The 16,684-nt window shown below is 68.3% G+C and carries 14 protein-coding genes; 11 read left to right on the plus strand and 3 right to left on the minus strand.

Annotation, left to right across the window (positions count from 1 at the left end; all coding sequences use genetic code 11):
- Window positions 1–18: 18 nt before the first annotated feature.
- Window positions 19–606: a tetratricopeptide repeat protein gene (locus HWX09_RS24960; RefSeq protein WP_027782129.1), complete on the minus strand. Its 588-nt coding sequence runs from the start codon at window positions 604–606 to the stop codon at window positions 19–21.
- Between the two features lie 354 nt (window positions 607–960).
- Between HWX09_RS24960 and HWX09_RS24965 the strand changes: the two genes are divergently transcribed.
- From HWX09_RS24965 to atsR, 3 genes are read left to right on the plus strand one after another with little or no spacing between them, the layout of a single operon-like run.
- The gene (locus tag HWX09_RS24965) at window positions 961–1,830 is read left to right on the plus strand and encodes a helix-turn-helix domain-containing protein (protein WP_027782128.1); all 870 of its coding nucleotides are present in this window, start codon (window positions 961–963) and stop codon (window positions 1,828–1,830) included.
- Window positions 1,831–1,877: 47 nt separating this feature from the next.
- Window positions 1,878–2,378 (plus strand): molybdopterin-dependent oxidoreductase, encoded by a 501-nt coding sequence (locus tag HWX09_RS24970; RefSeq protein WP_027782127.1) that lies wholly within the window; start codon window positions 1,878–1,880, stop codon window positions 2,376–2,378.
- Window positions 2,379–2,387: 9 nt separating this feature from the next.
- A complete protein-coding gene (gene atsR / locus HWX09_RS24975) occupies window positions 2,388–4,199 on the plus strand; it encodes a hybrid sensor histidine kinase/response regulator AtsR (RefSeq protein ID WP_027782126.1) in 1,812 nt (603 codons plus the stop codon).
- A 117-nt stretch (window positions 4,200–4,316) separates the two neighbouring features.
- Here the strand turns inward: atsR and HWX09_RS24980 are convergent, their stop codons facing one another.
- Together HWX09_RS24980 and HWX09_RS24985 are read right to left on the minus strand one after the other, a co-directional pair.
- Window positions 4,317–4,736: a secondary thiamine-phosphate synthase enzyme YjbQ gene (locus tag HWX09_RS24980; RefSeq protein WP_027782125.1), complete on the minus strand. Its 420-nt coding sequence runs from the start codon at window positions 4,734–4,736 to the stop codon at window positions 4,317–4,319.
- A gap of 10 nt (window positions 4,737–4,746) precedes the next feature.
- Complete coding sequence (locus HWX09_RS24985) at window positions 4,747–5,073, minus strand: thioredoxin family protein (RefSeq protein ID WP_027782124.1); 327 nt, start codon at window positions 5,071–5,073, stop codon at window positions 4,747–4,749.
- Between the two features lie 233 nt (window positions 5,074–5,306).
- On the opposite strand from HWX09_RS24985, the gene HWX09_RS24990 reads away from it, so the two are divergent.
- From HWX09_RS24990 to HWX09_RS25025, 8 genes are all read left to right on the plus strand, one after another.
- Window positions 5,307–6,008, plus strand: a complete 702-nt coding sequence (locus tag HWX09_RS24990) for a flavin reductase family protein (protein WP_027782123.1) — start codon at window positions 5,307–5,309, stop codon at window positions 6,006–6,008.
- A gap of 117 nt (window positions 6,009–6,125) precedes the next feature.
- Window positions 6,126–6,674 carry a MerR family transcriptional regulator gene (locus tag HWX09_RS24995; RefSeq protein WP_063831194.1) on the plus strand — a complete coding sequence of 183 codons (549 nt, stop codon included), beginning with the start codon at window positions 6,126–6,128 and terminating at the stop codon, window positions 6,672–6,674.
- The gene (locus HWX09_RS25000; protein ID WP_027782122.1) at window positions 6,655–8,088 is read left to right on the plus strand and encodes an MFS transporter; all 1,434 of its coding nucleotides are present in this window, start codon (window positions 6,655–6,657) and stop codon (window positions 8,086–8,088) included. Before HWX09_RS24995 ends, HWX09_RS25000 begins: the two co-directional genes overlap by 20 nt.
- 53 nt (window positions 8,089–8,141) lie before the next feature.
- Window positions 8,142–8,474 carry a DUF2322 family protein gene (locus tag HWX09_RS25005; RefSeq protein ID WP_027782121.1) on the plus strand — a complete coding sequence of 111 codons (333 nt, stop codon included), beginning with the start codon at window positions 8,142–8,144 and terminating at the stop codon, window positions 8,472–8,474.
- 654 nt (window positions 8,475–9,128) lie between these two features.
- A complete protein-coding gene (locus HWX09_RS25010) occupies window positions 9,129–10,529 on the plus strand; it encodes an MFS transporter (protein WP_027782120.1) in 1,401 nt (466 codons plus the stop codon).
- Between the two features lie 315 nt (window positions 10,530–10,844).
- Window positions 10,845–13,295, plus strand: coding sequence for a nitrite reductase large subunit NirB (gene nirB / locus HWX09_RS25015; RefSeq protein WP_027782119.1), 2,451 nt, complete (start codon window positions 10,845–10,847; stop codon window positions 13,293–13,295).
- A 34-nt stretch (window positions 13,296–13,329) separates the two neighbouring features.
- A complete protein-coding gene (locus HWX09_RS25020; protein WP_027782118.1) occupies window positions 13,330–13,728 on the plus strand; it encodes a nitrite reductase (NAD(P)H) small subunit in 399 nt (132 codons plus the stop codon).
- Window positions 13,725–16,562, plus strand: coding sequence for a nitrate reductase (locus HWX09_RS25025; RefSeq protein WP_027782117.1), 2,838 nt, complete (start codon window positions 13,725–13,727; stop codon window positions 16,560–16,562). Before HWX09_RS25020 ends, HWX09_RS25025 begins: the two co-directional genes overlap by 4 nt.
- Window positions 16,563–16,684 lie beyond the last annotated feature (122 nt).

The following is a 16,684-nucleotide window of genomic DNA, read 5'->3' on the forward strand; positions in this document are numbered from 1 at the left end:
CCGTTGCTTCAGGCTCGGTCAGTAGTACCAGTACGTCTGATTCCAGACGCCGTAGTACGGATAGCCCGAATACCAGTAGCCGTAATAGACATCACGCCATTGCGTGCGCCATTTCCAGTCGTCTTCGTCTTCCTTCTTCGCCTTGCGCGCGAGCTCGAGCAGCTTTTTCGATTCCTTGTCGCCGCGAGCCGCCGCGATCGACAGCCACTTCTCCGCTTCGCGCGCATCCGAGCCCATTTCCTCGAGGCCGAACAGGTAGAAACTGCCGAGCGCCTTCTGCGCGTTCAGGTCGCCGCGTTCGGCGGCCTCGCGCATCCACTTGAGCGCCTGGTAGCTGTCCTGGCGTACGCCGTCGCCGCGGAAATAGCGCAGGCCGAGGTCGTAGGCGGCCTTCGGCTGGGTTTTCGCGGTTTGCTTGAGCGCGGCGATGCGCGGATCGTCGCGGTCTTCCGCATCGTCCTTCTTTTGATAGGAGACCTGATCTTTAGGGCGATCGGAACAGCCCGTGTCGTCGCAGATCCGCACGGTCCTGCTCGTGACGGACGGATCCTGCGCACACGCGGCCAACAGCAACAGCAGCCCCGGTGCGAGTAAACGGCGAATCATTTGTGCTTTCCCCACTTCTTATTTGCGCCGTATTGCTTCGCGCTATCCCACCCCCGCGAGCGCGTACCCGGTTTGCGCGCGGCGAGGCGAATACAATTCACCCACGCCGACACGCACTCCAAGGCTCTCTCAGGCTCTCTTCGAATCGTTCGGTCACTTCGCCGGCGTCGTTCATCACGGGTCGACTGCGGGCGACCTCGATCTCCAAACATGACGCGCCAAACAATAGTGACGTGGTGAGCAATGATAATCTAGAAATATGGCATGTCAAGGTCAATCGCGATTTCACAGTTTGCGTATCGCGTCACTTTTGAATATGCTCTTCGTCGCCAAAACCCAGGAGAGCCCTTCGAGATGCCCAATAGCGAGCAGGCCAACGCCGACCTCATCACCGCCACCAAGGTACGCGATCTGCTGACGCGCAACGGCATTCCGCCGCGCAGTCACAACACGACGATCGCGAATGTGCTGGGGCTCAGTTTCTCGGTCGTCACGCGCAAGATGAAAGGGCTGATCCCGTGGAACCTGTCGCAACTGCAGGACATCGCGACGCACTTCGGCGTGCCGCCCGCGATCCTGCTCGACGACAAGGGCACGCAGCGGGCCGCCGCCGAGATGATCGACGCGACGCTCGTGATCGAATCGCGCCGCTTTCGCTGCCGCGCGGCGATCTCGGCGAAGGCCACCAGCCAGATCGAAACGGATTTCGTCGCGCTGCAGTGGCAGGGTGAATGGATCGTCACCGAACGCCAGCAGGCGCGCGAGGGCCGCATCTATCCGGTCGACGTCATCGAGCTGCGTTCGAGCCAGCCGAACGTGTACGCGGCGCGGATCGCGGTGGTCGACGATTCGCAGGACGTCGCCGAAACCGTGTGCGAATACTTCCTCGAAAAAGGCGTGAACGCGATTCCGTACTACGACGGCGCGTCGTTCCGCAAGGCGCTGGAGGTCGAGGATTTCGACGGCTACATCCTCGACTGGATGCTCGGCGACCAGACCGCGGCTGAACTCGTGCGCGGCATCCGGTCGAGCGAAAACGGCGGCGCGCCGATCTTCCTGCTGACCGGCAAGATCTCCACCGGCGAAGCGAGCGAGGACGAAATCGCGCACATCGTGTCGCACTACAACGCGCGCTGCGAGGAGAAACCGGTGCGCCTGCCGATCCTGTTCGCCGAAGTTGCCCGCGAACTGAAGCTCGCGCAGCCGGCGCCCCCCGGGAATTGAGTCCCCCGACAATCCATCACCACGCGCACCCGAACGAAGGGATCGACATGCGAATTTCGACCATCTGGATCAAGAGCCTGCTCACTGCCGGCCTGCTCGGCCTCGCCGCCGCGAGCTGGGCCGCGTCGTTCACGTTCACCGTCGACGGCAAGATCGGCCGCGGCAACCAGCCCGGCAAGACGGCGTTCGTCTTTTCCGAGCAGGCGCTGATGGCGCTGCCGCAGCACACGATCGTCACGTCGACGAGCTGGACGCCGAAGGCGACCTTCACCGGCCCGCGCCTGTCCGATGTGCTGAAGACCGTCGACGCGCACGGCACGCAGATCGAATTCCGCTGCATCGACGAATACACGTTCACGATCCCCGTGTCGGATGCCGACAAGTACGGCGTGATCCTCGCGCGCACGATGAACGGCAAGGTGCTCGGCAACGACAACTACGGCCCGTTGTGGGTCATGTATCCGCGCGATCAGTATCCGGACGAGCTGAAGACGCCCATCGGCGAAGCGAAGTTCGCGTGGCAGATCATCGGCCTGACCGTGAAGTAAGTGCGCGGCATCATGCGCGGGCGATGGAAGAACAGAAAGATCATCGTGGTCCTGGGGTCGCTGTGGATCCTGGGATTCGCCGCGTGGGCGTTCCTGCTGTGGGACCTGCTCGCGACGTCGGTCAACGAGGGCGTGCTCGAAGGCCCGCGTGAGGGCGTGTTCTGGACCGCGTCGCAATACCGGAACGTCTACACGCGCTTCGATCGCCAGTTGATCCTCTACGCCACGCACGTGGACGGCGACTACGATCACGTGCAAATGCAGCTCGACAGCCTGTCGGTGTCGTTCGGGTTCCTGCAGCGGCCGTCCGAGGTCTCCGAATACTGGCTGCGCATCCCGCGCGCGCGCTCCGAGATCGCGGCGCTTGGCGAATTCATGACGCGCCTGAAACAGGAAGTGCCGTTGCTGCGCACCGCCCCGGACGGCGCGCAGCGCGTGATCGACGAAGTCAATGCGCACTGGCCGAAGGTCAACGGCCTCGCGAACTACTTCCGCGCGATCGAAATGGCGCAGCGCGACTTCACGTTCCATCAGCTGAAGGAACGGCAGCGGGCGATTCTCGCGCTCGGCACCATCCTCGGCGTGATCCTGTGCGCGCTGTTCCTGCTGCTGTTCTATACGATGCGCACGCGCGACGATCTGCTCGAACGGCAGAACGCGGCGCTGGACGCGGAACGCAAGGCGTCCGATCGCGCGTTCGAAATGATCGAGGCGAAGAACGCATTTCTCGGGATGGTCAGCCATGAACTGCGCACGCCGCTGCAGGCGATCTGCGGATCGATCGAGATCCTGCTCGCGCGGCCGCAGTCCGACGCGAACCTGAAGACGATCCGGCGGCTGCAGAATTCCGCGTCGTCGCTCGAGGCGCTGGTCAAGGACCTCACCGACTACATCAAGTTGCGCTCGACCAAGCGTCTCGCCGAAGCCGAGACGGTCGGGATGGCATCGCTGCTCGCCGAGGTGCTCGATCCGCTGCGCGACAAGATCGCGGCGAAGCGGATCGCCGTCGCGCAGCGGGTCGAGCCGCGCGACCTCGCGATCCGCTCCGATCGCAAGCTGCTGCGACAGGTACTGTCGAACCTCATCGAGAATTCGGTGAAGTACACGGTCGGCGGATCGATCGACGTGTCCGTCACGCTCGTCGACGCGCCGGCCGGCCGGCAGCTGAAACTCGCCGTTCGGGATACCGGCGCCGGCATCGCGAAGCAGCATCTGCCGAAGATTTTCGAGCCGTTCTATCGCGCGAACGACGCGGTCGGCCTGCACGTCGACGGTATCGGCATGGGGCTCGCCGTCGTGCGCGAAATCGTGACGACGCTGCGCGGCCACGTGGACGTGCTCAGTACGGTCGGCGAAGGGAGCGAGTTCGTCGTCACGCTGCCGGCCGAAGCGCCGGATGCCGGCGACACGGCCGCCGACGCGCCCGCATGGCCGGCCGCTCCCGTGCATCGCAACCGCCGCGCGCTCGTCGTCGACGACAACGACAACGCGCGCGAAACGCTCGGCGCGATGCTGTCGGCACTCGGCCTCGACGCGGATCTGTGCGGCACCGGGCACGAAGGCGTCGCGCGCTTCAACGACGCGCACTACGACCTGGTCGTGCTCGATCTCGAACTGCCGGACCTGAGCGGCTTCGAAGTCGCGCGCCGCATCCGCACGGTCGCGCAGCCGAATGACGACGGCAAGTTTCCGTCGATTCTCGGCGTCAGCGCGTACGAATCGGCCGCGCTCCGCGAAAACCAGCGCGTATTCGACGCGTTCCTGCCGAAGCCCGTTCACCTGCGTGAACTCGGCGCGCTCGTCGAGAAGCTGCTTGGCTGAACGCGGCGGCGATGCGTGCCGCGTGCGGCCGCGCGGCGGCGCCTGCTCGGGCCCGCCTCGCCTACTCGCCTACTCGCCTACTCGCCTACTCGCCTACTCGCCTACTCGCCTACTCGCCTACTCGCCGATCAGATGCAGCACGATGTCGCGCCGGTGCGCGGCACGACGATGCTCGAACAGGTAGATGCCCTGCCAGGTGCCGAGCACCATGCGCCCATGCTCGACCGGAATCGACAGCTGCACCTGCGTGAGCGCGGTGCGCAGATGCGCGGGCATGTCGTCGGGCCCTTCGGTGTCGTGCTCGTAGCGCGTTTCGTCCTCGGGCGCGAGCGTCGCGAAATAGCGTTCGAGATCGCGCTGCACGGATGGATCGGCATTCTCCTGGATCAGCAGCGACGCGGACGTGTGGCGGCAGAACACGGTCAGGAGCCCGGTGCGAATCGCCTGTTGATCGACGAACGCGCGCACCTGCGACGTGAACTCGACGAGGCCGCTCCCGCGCGTTTCGACGGCGATGTGCGTGATGGCCTGTTGCATCGCCATGACCTCAGGCCAGTGCGGCGAAGCCGTCGGCTTCGATCTGCTTCGCGTCGGCGGGGCGCACGACACGTGCGACTTCGACCCCGTCGCGCAGGAACACCAGTGTCGGCCACAGCTTCACGCCGAACGAACGGCCGAGCGGACGGCCCGGGCCATCCTCGATCTTCAGGTGCCGCACGGCGGGATGCGCGGAGAACGACGCGGCGATCGCGGGCTGCGCGCCCGCGCAGATTCCGCACCAGTTCGCGCCGAATTCGATGACGGTTGCACCGGCCAGTGCATCGACTTCCGCGCGCGTCGGCGCATTGGCGGTGTAGCGTTGTTCAGTGTCCATCGGGCCCTCGTGTACGTTGGCGGAACGTGGCCGCGCATACCCGCGTGGTACGGCATGCACGACCTGCGATTTCCTACTCTAGCGGAAAAGCGCCCGCGATGCCGACGGGGCCATCCCGGCGCAAACGCCGTCTGCACGCACCGCCGGAATGACACGACAAGAATCGGAGCGCCGCGCGGCCGCGACGGGATCAGCATGCGAACTGATCCCTCGACGAAACGAAGGCCCCGACCATGAACGCTCCGCATCGCGTCACCGAACCGAACATCCTCTATTTCGGCACGCCCGTCGTGCTGGTCAGCACGCTGAACGACGACGGCACGGCCAATCTCGCGCCGATCTCGTCCGCGTTCTGGCTGGGTTGGCGCGGCGTGTTCGGCATCGCCGCCAGCTCGCAAACCACCCGCAACCTGTTGCGCACCGGCGAATGCGTGCTGAACTTGCCGTCGTCGGCGCAGGCGCATGCGGTCGACCGGATCGCGCGCACGACGGGCACGTACCCGGTACCCGACGGGAAGCGGGCGAAAGGCTACGTGTACGAGCCCGACAAGTTCGGCACGGCCGGGCTCACCGAAGCGGCGTCGCAAACCGTGTCGCCACCGCGCGCGCTCGAATGCCCGGTGCACATGGAAGCGGTCGTCGCGGCCACGCACGGGATCGGCGACGAAGCGCCCGACCTGCGCGGCCACATCCGTGTATTCGAAGTGCGCATCCAGCGCGTGCACGTACACCCCGACCTGCTGATGGACGGTCATCCGGACCGCATCGATCCGGACAAGTGGTCGCCGCTGATCATGAGCTTCCAGAAGTTCTATGGGCTCGCGCCGCAGCAGGTGCATGCGTCGCGGCTCGCCGAGATTCCGGAGCGCGCGTATCGCAGCCCCGACATCGAGCGCTCGCGCGATGCGGGCGTGCCGGCCGGCGTCGGGCGGTAACGAACGCGATGGCCAGCCCGATGCGGCCCTCGATCGTGGCGCCCTTCCGCATGGCGACGCTTGACCTAGAGTGTGCTCTACGGTGTTCACTGGTCGACAGGGCCGCAAGGAGCGCACATGACGAACCGATCGCGCCGCGTCGGCGCGGACGACGCAAGCGAGCAGTCACTCACGTTGCTGATCGGCGAGATCGCACAGGCGACGGGACGCAGCATCCATGCGATCCGCTGGTACGAGTCGCAGGGGCTGCTGCCCGGCGTGCAGCGCGACGCGGCCGGCCGGCGGCGCTACAGCCGGCATCACGTCGGCTGGCTCGACCTGATGGACCGGCTGCGCTGCACGGGGATGTCGATCGCGCAGTTGCGCACGTATACGGCGCTGGTGAAGCAAGGCCCGCCGTCGCTGCGCGAACGGCGTGCGCTGCTGGCCGCGCACCGTGCGCGCGTGCAGGACAACATCCGCCGCTGGACCGACGCGCTCGAATTGATCGACGCGAAGGTCGAGTTCTACGACGAGTGGGTCGCGAGCGGCGCGCGTCCGGTCGTGTCGCCGCACCAGCGCGTCCGCGCGACGCGCGGCGGTGCGCCCGCCGCATTGCGGCACGGGCCGTCGGCTGCCGGCGCGGCGAACGAACAGGAGAACACCGATGAACCCGACGATCCGTAACGCTTCATCCGGCGCGGCCGAGGCGGCCGCGCCTGCCCGCCACCGCCTCGTGCTGCCGGCGCTGTGCATCGCGGTGCTGATCGCGCAGATCGATACCGCGATCGTCAATCTCGCGACCGAACCGATCGGCGCCGCGTTCGACGCACGTGTCGGCGCGTTGCAATGGGTCATCGACGCATACAACCTCGCTTATGCGGTGCTGCTGCTCACGGGCGGCGTCGTCGGCGACCTGTACGGCAGGCGGCGCGCGTTCGTCCTCGGCGCAACGGTGCTGAGCGGCGCATCGATCATGTGCGCGCTCGCGCCGACGCTCGGCATGCTGATCGCGGGACGCGCGCTCGCCGGCGCCGGCGCTGCATTGCTGATCCCCGCTTCGCTCGCGATTGTCCGCGTGATCTGGCGCGACCCTGCAGAACGCGCACGCGCACTCGGCATCTGGGCCGCGTGCGGCGGCATCGCGATGATCGTCGGCCCGACGCTCGGCGGCGTGCTGATCCACGCGTTCGGCTGGCGCAGCATCTTCTGGGTCGTGATCCCGTTCGGCGTCGCGGCGATCGGATTGGCCTCCATCGTCGTACCCGAATCGGCCGACCCGCGCGGTCGCCGTTTCGATCCGGCCGCGCAAGTGCTCGGTGCGATCGCGATCGGCTGCGTCGTGTTCGCGACGATTGACGCGCGCCACGATACGCTGCGCGCGGCACTGCTGGTCGCGACGAGTACCATCGCCATCGCGCTGTTCATCCGCATCGAACGGCGCCTCGGCATGGCCGCGCTCGTACCGCTCGACCTGTTCGCGAACCGTGCGTTCCGCGGGATGCTGATCGCCAACGGCGCGATGACGTTCGGTGGCTACGGGATGCTGTTCGTGCTGCCGCTCGCGTGGCAGAGCCACCGTGTGCTCGACGCGACCGGCGCGGGCCTTGCGCTGCTGCCGATGTCGGTGCTGTTCGCGCTCGTGTCGTTCGGCTCCGGCGCGTTCGCCGCGCGCTTCGGCGGGCGCACGGCCGGCGCGGGCGGCGTCGCGCTGATGGGGCTCGGGCTCGCCGCGATCGGCATCGGCGCCGCCGGATCGACGGATGCGCATGCGCCGATGCTCGGCTGGGCCGAAGCAGGGCTCGCGCTGACGGGCACGGGGCTCGGCCTCGCCGTGGGGTCGCTGGCCGCGACGGCCGTCGGCGCGGTCGATGCCGCACGGGCGGGCACGGCCGCGTCGCTGATGAACGTGATGCGGATGATCGGCGCGGTGTTCGGCGTGGCCGTGCTGGGCGCGCTGTACGACGCGTGCGGCGGCGGCGCGGCCGGACTGCGGGTCGCGATGCTGACGGGCAGCGCCGTGCAGCTCGCGGGCGCGGCACTGGCCTGGCGCACGGCCGGGTCCGGCGCGCCGGCCGGAGCGCCGAGGCCGATCGGATAAGATACGGCCGGCCACGCTCTTTGGCCCATGACCGAACCGACGGAGTGTTTTCAGTGATTCAACCGACCCAAGTATTCAAGGACAACCTCGCGCAACTGCCGGCCATCGACGGCATCGCGCGCATCGATCTCGTCGGCGCGAACGGCGACGTGGTCGCCAGCATCGAGAACCAGCCGGGCAAGCAAGGTTCGCTCGCCGTGTACCACTACCTGAAGCAGGCATTCGGCGCGCTCGACGCAAAGGCCGCCGAGCACGGCCTCGCGGTGTTCGCCGAGCATACGGCCGACGCGCGCAACCGTCCCGGCGCACATCCGAACGTCGATCGTCTGCTGGCGATCGTCGCCGGCGGCGAAGCGCTGCGGATCGACGTCGTCGCGAAGGGCTGAGCGCGACGAGCCGGACAGTTGGCGTGGGCACACGCATCGCGGAAGCCCGTTTCGATACCCGCGGTGCGTGCCTCGCCACCGTACTGCCGGCCCCGCCGCGCGGCAGCCATTGCAGCGGAGCGTGGTCCGATTTCACGCCTCGATCGACTTTGGCACGGCGCCACCCAGCCGTTCGACCGGCGCACGCTCCGACGCAGTCACGCTCGGCCGCCGGGGATTCACCCGGTCCAATCCTTGCACCGGTCGATAGCACCGCTCCTTCAATCTGACGACCGCAAAGGCCGGACCGAGCCAAGATTCAACGGCAACGCGACCACGCCCCGGGCGGCTCCCTGCCCGCCCGGCCCGACCGTCGATTGCGTGCCCGAATCGAGCACCTTCGCCCCGCAAGCGACGAAATCCGGAATCGTCGCTGTGCATCGCCGCACCAGCATCGCGCCGCGCGCACGCTGACAGTGCCACCATCGGCGCCGCAACGATCGTCGCGAATCTTCCGCGCACCGCGCCGAAAAAGGCCAGGCGCCGCATCCGTCGGAATCCGAACGAGCTGGCATACAACTTGCCAACAATGACCCAGCGCCGCAACGCGGCGCGTGGCGATGTTCCGCCCCGACTCCGCCGGTATCCGACCGGCAATCCGCAGAGGTCTTCACCATGACGCGTTTGCGCACCTCCCTGCAGAGCGGCAACTGGCGCTCGCTGCTAGCATGCTTTCTGTATTTCGACACCGGCTTCACCGTCTGGGTGCTGTACGGCCCGCTCGCGCCGTTCATCGGCAAGGACATCGCGATGTCCGCCGCGCAGCAGGGCTTTCTCGTCGCGGTGCCGGTGCTTGCCGCCGCGATCCTGCGCGTGACGCTCGGCAACCTGTACCAGTCGGCGAACGGCCGCACGATCGCGCTGACGGGTATCGTGCTGTCCGCGCTGCCGGCCATCGTGTTGCCGTGCGTGCCCGGTACGCCGTCGTACGCGCTGCTGCTCGTGCTCGGCGTGTTCCTCGGCATGGGCGGCGCAAGTTTCGCCGTCGCGCTGCCGATGGCGGGCAGCAGCTATCCGCCGAAAGTACAGGGGCTCGTGCTCGGCCTCGCCGCGGCCGGCAACATCGGCGCGGTGCTGGACGGCTTCATGTTTCCGCATATCGCGGCCGCCGTCGGCTGGAAGCTGTCCACCGCCGCCGCGCTGCCGCTGCTCGCGATCGCGGGCGTCGCGGTCGCCGCGTGGGCCGACGACCGCAGCGAGAAATCCGGCAGCGTGCCGCGTGCGATCGGCGCGTTCGCCGTCACGCTCGCGGGTCTCGTCGCGCTCGTGCTGGCCGTGCACGGCGGGCTGTTCGGCGCCGGCAAGACCGGCGTGCTGCTGCTGCCGGTGATGGGCGCGCTGCTCGCGATCGCGATCCTGCCCGCGCGCTACCGCACGGTGCTCGCCGAGCGCGACACGTGGGTGATCATGCTGATCTACAGCATCACGTTCGGCGGCTTCGTCGGGATGTCGTCGTATGTGACGCTGCTGCTGACGTCGCTGTATCAGATGCCGAAGATCGACGCGGGCCTGTTCATGTCGCTGCTCGCGTTCCTCGGCGCGATCGTGCGGCCGCTCGGCGGCTTCATCGCCGACCGCGTCAGCGGCGTACGCGCGCTGATCGTGCTGCTCGCGGCGATCGCCGTCGCCGATTTCGCGTTCGCCGCGTGGATGCCGCCACTGGCCGGCGGCATTGCGTTGCTGATCTGTCTGTACGTCGCGTTCGGGCTCGGCAACGGCGCAACCTTCCAGCTCGTGCCGCATCGCTGGCAGGGCAAGACGGGGCTGCTGTCCGGGATCGTCGGCGCCGCGGGCGGCATCGGCGGCTTCTACCTGCCCGTGGTGATGGGCATCGCGAAGGAGGGCACCGGCAGCTATCAGCTCGGCTTCGTGACGTTCGGCGTGCTCGCGACCGGTGCATGCGGCGCGCTCGTGTTGCTGCGCACGCAATGGCTCGCGTGGGCGATGCCCGCCGATGCGCGCGCGGCCGGCGTACCGACCGGGCCGGCGCCCGGCATGACGCATGTGGCCGAGTGACCGCCGCGGCCGGCGCGACCGCAGAGCCATGGCCAAGCCATATCGCGCCGGGCGGCAGACGCGGCGTGAACGCCGATCCGGCGGCGCGCGCTGCTAAACGACTGACGAATCGCGCGTGAGCGCCTTCGTGCACCGACTTGTATTGCAATGCACCAAGGTAGCCCTGCGATGCATGGGTGCGGTGCGCCCTCATGTGCCCACCGCGCACCGGGCCAAGGCACGCAGCCATTGGCATGCCGTTTGCTTTTTGTCTCCTTGACAGGGGGGCGACCCGCATGGGGCGACCCGCACGCTGAACGCCAAGGAGACGCCGGAATGCGGAAAATGAAGCTGGTGATGGTCGGCAACGGGATGGCGGGCGTACGCACGCTCGAGGAACTGTTCAAGCTGGCCCCCGATCTGTACGACGTCACGGTGTTCGGTGCGGAGCCGCATCCGAACTACAACCGGATCCTGCTGTCGCCGGTGCTGGCCGGCGAGCAGACGCTCGAGCAGATCGTCCTGAACGACTACGCCTGGTACGAGCAGCACGGCGTGACGCTGCTGACCGGCCGCAAGGTCGTGAAGATCGACCGCGTGCGCCGCGTCGTGATCGCCGACGACGGCACCGAGGCGGCGTACGACCGCCTGCTGCTCGCCACCGGCTCGAACCCGTTCATGCTGCCGATTCCGGGGATCGGGCTCGACGGCGTGCTCGGCTATCGCGACATCGCCGATACGCAGGCGATGATCGATGCGTCGTCGCAGTATCGCCGTGCGGTCGTGATCGGCGGCGGGCTGCTCGGCCTCGAAGCCGCGAACGGCCTGAAGCTGCGCGGAATGGACGTCACGGTCGTGCACCTCGCCCCGACGCTGCTCGAGCGACAGCTCGACGCCACCGCCGGCGAACTGCTACGCAAGTCGCTGGAAGCACGCGGCCTGAAGTTCCTGATGTCGAAGCAGACCGCCGCGCTCGAAAGCGACGGCCCCGATGGCACGCGCGTGCGCGCGGTCCGCTTTGCCGACGGCGACTCGCTCGACGCCGATCTCGTCGTGATGGCGATCGGCATCCGGCCGAACACCGAACTCGCCGAACGCACGGGCCTCTACTGCAATCGCGGGATCGTCGTGAGCGACACGATGCAAACCTACGACCCGCGCATCTACGCGGTCGGCGAATGTGCGAGCCACCGCGGCGTCGCGTACGGGCTCGTGGCGCCGCTGTTCGAGCAGGCCAAGGTCGCGGCGAACCATCTTGCGGAATTCGGCATCGGCCGCTACGTCGGCTCGGTCACGTCGACCAAGCTGAAGGTCACCGGCATCGATCTCTATTCGGCGGGCGACTTCCTCGGCGGAGAAGGCACCGAGGACATCACGCTGTCCGACCCGCTCGCGGGTGTCTACAAGAAGATCGTCGTCAAGGAAGATCGGATCGTCGGCGCGTGCCTGTACGGCGACACCGCCGACGGCGCGTGGTACTTCAAGCTGCTGCGCGAAGGCCGCAACATCGCGGACATCCGCGAGACGCTGATGTTCGGCGAGACGAGCCTCGGCGACACCGGGCACAGCGGCGTCACGCACGCGGCAGCGATGCCCGACACCGCCGAGGTGTGCGGCTGCAACGGCGTGTGCAAGGGCGCCATCGTCGGCGCGATCAAGGAGAAGGGACTTTTCACGCTCGAGGACGTACGCAAGCACACGAAGGCGTCCGCGTCGTGCGGCTCGTGCACGGGCCTCGTCGAGCAGATCCTGATGTCGACGCTCGGCGGCGACTATTCCGCATCGCCGAAAGCGAAGCCGGTATGCGGCTGTACCGACCGCACGCACGCGGAAGTGCGCAACGCGATTCGCGAGCACAAGCTGCTGTCGGTGCCGGCCGCGATGCACTTCCTCGAATGGCGTACGCCGAACGGTTGCTCGACCTGCCGCCCGGCACTCAACTATTACTGCATCAGCACCTGGCCGCACGAGGCGAAGGACGATCCGCAATCGCGCTTCATCAACGAACGCGCGCACGCGAACATCCAGAAGGACGGCACCTATTCGGTCGTGCCGCGCATGTGGGGCGGCGTGACGACGGCCGACGAGCTGCGCCGCATCGCCGACGTCGTCGACAAGTATGCGATTCCGACCGTCAAGGTGACGGGCGGGCAGCGCATCGACCTGCTCGGCGTGAAGAAGGAAGACCTGCCCGGCGTGTGGCACGACCTCGGGATGCCGAGCGGCCACGCGTACGCGAAGGCGCTGCGCACCGTGAAGACCTGCGTCGGCTCCGAATGGTGCCGCTTCGGCACGCAGGATTCGACGCTGATGGGCCAGCAGCTCGAACGCGCGCTGTGGCGGATGTATGCGCCGCACAAGGTCAAGCTCGCGGTGTCCGGCTGCCCGCGCAACTGCGCGGAATCGGGGATCAAGGACGTCGGCGTGATCGGCGTCGATTCCGGCTGGGAACTCTACGTCGGCGGCAACGGCGGCATCAAGACCGAGGTCGCGCAGTTCTTCTGCAAGGTGAAGACGCACGAGGAAGTGCTCGAGTACGCGGGTGCGTTCCTGCAGCTCTATCGTGAGGAAGGCTGGTATCTGGAGCGCACGGTGCATTACCTCGAACGCGTCGGCCTCGACTACGTGAAGGCGCGCGTGGTCGACGATGCCGGCAACCGCGCGGCGCTGTGGGAACGCCTGCAGTTCGCGCTGAAGGACGAGCCCGATCCGTGGCACGACACCGACGATGCGCAGGTCGACCTGCGCCAGTTCACCCCGATCGCCGTCGAGACGGCCGGCCGCTGACCGCGCCGCCACTGCCACCGCCAGGAACCCTACGATGACCACTTTCGACCCCGACTGGATCACGGTCTGCCGGATCGACGACATTCCCCCGCTCGGCGCACGCGTCGTCAAGCGGCCCGAGGGCGCGCCCGTCGCGCTGTTTCGCACTGCCGGCGATCGCGTGTTCGCGCTGCTCGATCGTTGCCCGCATCGCGGCGGCCCGCTGTCGCAAGGCATCGTGCACGGCGAACAGGTGACGTGCCCGCTGCACGGCTTCAACATCGCGTTCGGCAACGGTTGCGCGCTGCCGCCCGACGACGGCGGCACGCCCGTGTTCAGCGTCGCGTGCGACGGCGACGCGGTGCAGCTCAGGCGCAGCGAACTCGCGTCGCTCGCGACGGATGACGACGCATCCGGCGCATCCGCGTGCACCGAACCGGGACACGCTGCATGACGGAGCTGGCGGCAGCACCCGATCGCGACGCGCGTGCCGACGCGGACCTGCGCGAAACGCGTTCGACCTGCTGCTATTGCGGTGTCGGCTGTGGCGTGATCATCCAGACGCGTGCCGATGCCGACGGACAGCGCAAGATCGTCGGCGTGCGCGGCGACCCCGATCATCCGGCGAATTTCGGCCGGCTGTGTTCGAAGGGCAGCACGCTGCACCTGACCGCCACGGCCGAACGCTATGCACAGACCCGTGCGACGCACCCCGAATTGCGACACACGCGCGACGCTGCCCGAACGCGCGTGTCGTGGGACGACGCGCTCGACCATGTCGCCGCGCGCTTCGCGCGGATCGTCGAGCGGCATGGCCGCGATGCGATCGGCTTCTATGTGTCGGGCCAGTTGCTGACCGAGGACTATTACGTCTTCAACAAGCTCGCGAAAGGACTGATCGGCACCAACAACATCGATTCGAATTCGCGGCTGTGCATGAGCTCGGCCGTGGTCGGCTACAAGAAATCGCTCGGCGCGGACGCGCCACCGTGCAGCTACGACGATCTCGATCACGCAGGCACCGTGCTGATCGCCGGCGCGAACCCGGCGTTCGCGCATCCGATCCTGTACCGCCGGCTCGAAGCCGCGCGCGAGCGCAATCCGGCGATGAAGGTGATCGTCGCCGATCCGCGCCGCACCGATTCCGCGAGCGATGCGACGCTGCACCTCGCGCTGCAGCCGGGCACCGACGTCGCGCTGTTCAACGCGATGCTGCACGTCCTCGTGTGGGACGGTACGCTCGACCGCGCCTTCATCGACGCCCACACGAACGGCTTCGACGCGGTACGCGACGGCGTGCGCGAATGGTCGCCGGCCGTCGCGGCGCAAGTCTGCGGGCTGCGCGCGGACGACATCGTCAAAGCCGCGCGCTGGTTCGCCGACGGCCCGTCGCTGTCGCTGTACTGCCAGGGGCTGAACCAGTCCGCGGACGGCACGCACAAGAACGTCGCGCTGATCAACCTGCACCTCGCCACCGGGCAGATCGGCAAGCCCGGCGCGGGGCCGTTCTCGCTGACCGGGCAGCCGAACGCGATGGGCGGCCGCGAGGTGGGCGGGATGGCGACGCTCTCCTCCGCGCATCGCGATCTCGCGAATCCCGCGGATCGGGCCGAAATCGCGCGACTGTGGGGCGTCGACGACGTGCCGGCCCAGCCCGGCCTGACCGCGGTCGAGATGTTCGACCGGCTCGCCTCGGGCGAACTGAAAGCCGTGTGGATCGTCTGCACGAACCCGGCGCACTCGCTGCCCGACCAGGCGACCGTGCGCGCGGGGCTCGCCCGCGCGGAATTCGTCGTGCTGCAGGAAGCGTACGCGCACACCGGTACCGCACCATACGCCGACGTGCTGCTGCCCGCGGCGACGTGGGGCGAGAAGGACGGCACCGTCACCAATTCGGAGCGGCGCATCTCGCGCGTGCGGGCCGCCGTCGAACCGTACGGCGATGCACGCGCGGACTGGCAAATCGCCGCCGAGGTCGGCCGACGGCTGGAAGCACGGCTCGCGACGGGCCGGGCCACGCTGTTTCCGTACGCGGACACCGAAGCGATCTGGAACGAGCATCGCGCGACGACGCTCGGGCGCGATTGCGACATCGGCGGGCTGTCGTGGTCGCGGCTCGAGTCGGACGGCCCGCAGCAATGGCCCTTTCCCGCCGGCGCGGCGAGCGGCGCCGCCCGCCTTTACGCCGACGGGCGGTTCCCGACCGCCGACGGCCGCGCACGCTTCATCGCGACGCCGTATCAGCCGGTCGCGGAGCCGGTCGATTCGCGCTTCCGCTTCGCGCTGACGACCGGCCGGCTGCGCGACCAGTGGCACGGTTGCAGCCGCACGGGCAGCGTGCCGAAGCTGTTCTCGCATGCACCGGGGCCGACCGTCGATCTGAACACCGCGGACTGCGCGCGTCTCGGCATCGGCCCGCACGACTTCGTGCACCTGACGTCGCGCCGCGGCAGCATGCTGCTGCCCGCGCGCGCCGATGACGCCATCGCGCCCGGCCAGGCGTTCACGCCGATGCACTGGGGCGACGAGTTCGTGTCCGGCGTGGCCGGCAACCGCGTCGGCGCGGGCGTCAATACCGTGACCTCGCCCGCGCTGGACCCGCACTCGCGCCAGCCGGAACTGAAGCACGCGGCGATCAAGCTGCTGAAGGCCGACCTGCCGTGGCGCTGGCTGATCGCCGCGCGGTTGCCCGCCGACGAACTGCTGGCCCGGCAGCGCCAGTTGCGTGCACTGTTCGCGCGCTTCCCGTACGCGAGCTGCACGCCGTTCGGCACCGACGCCGGCGGCGGGCTGGCCTGGCGCGCGGCGGCCTACGAGCCGGTGCCCATCGAGCTGCAGCGCGAAGTCGAGGCGTTGCTCGGCTTGCCCGACCCGGCGCCCGACGTGATGAGCTACGGCGACGCGCGGCGCGGCACCGCCCGACGCGTGCGCGTCGTCGACGGCGCGCTGACGGCGTTCTCCGTGTCGGGCGCGGCCAACGCGACCGAAGACAGTGCCGCCGTGCTGCGCGACTACGTCGACAGCGGCACGAGCGTCGGCGCGATCGGCCGGATGTTGTTGTTCGCCGGGCGCGTGCCGTTGCAGGCGGCGCCCGCACGCGGCCGCGCGATCTGCAATTGCGTCGGCGTGGGCGAGCGCGAGATTCGCGCGACGCTGTCGGCCTGTCCCGCGAACGCGACGGCGGCGGAGCGGTTGGCCGGCTTGCAGGCACAACTCAAATGCGGCACGCAGTGCGGCTCCTGCGTGCCCGAACTGCGGCGGATGATCGCCGAGCCGGCTCTGCCGTAGCACGCGGTTCCGGCACGACGGGCGCGCCGTCGTCCGGGCCGCGTCGCCTGCGCGCGGTTGACTGCCGGCGACGGCCTTCCTAAACTGATCTCCCTTTTACGCCTCATCGGCGAAAGGGGTTC

This window comes from Burkholderia sp. BCC1208, assembly GCF_902833095.1.
Classification (GTDB): Bacteria; Pseudomonadota; Gammaproteobacteria; order Burkholderiales; family Burkholderiaceae; genus Burkholderia.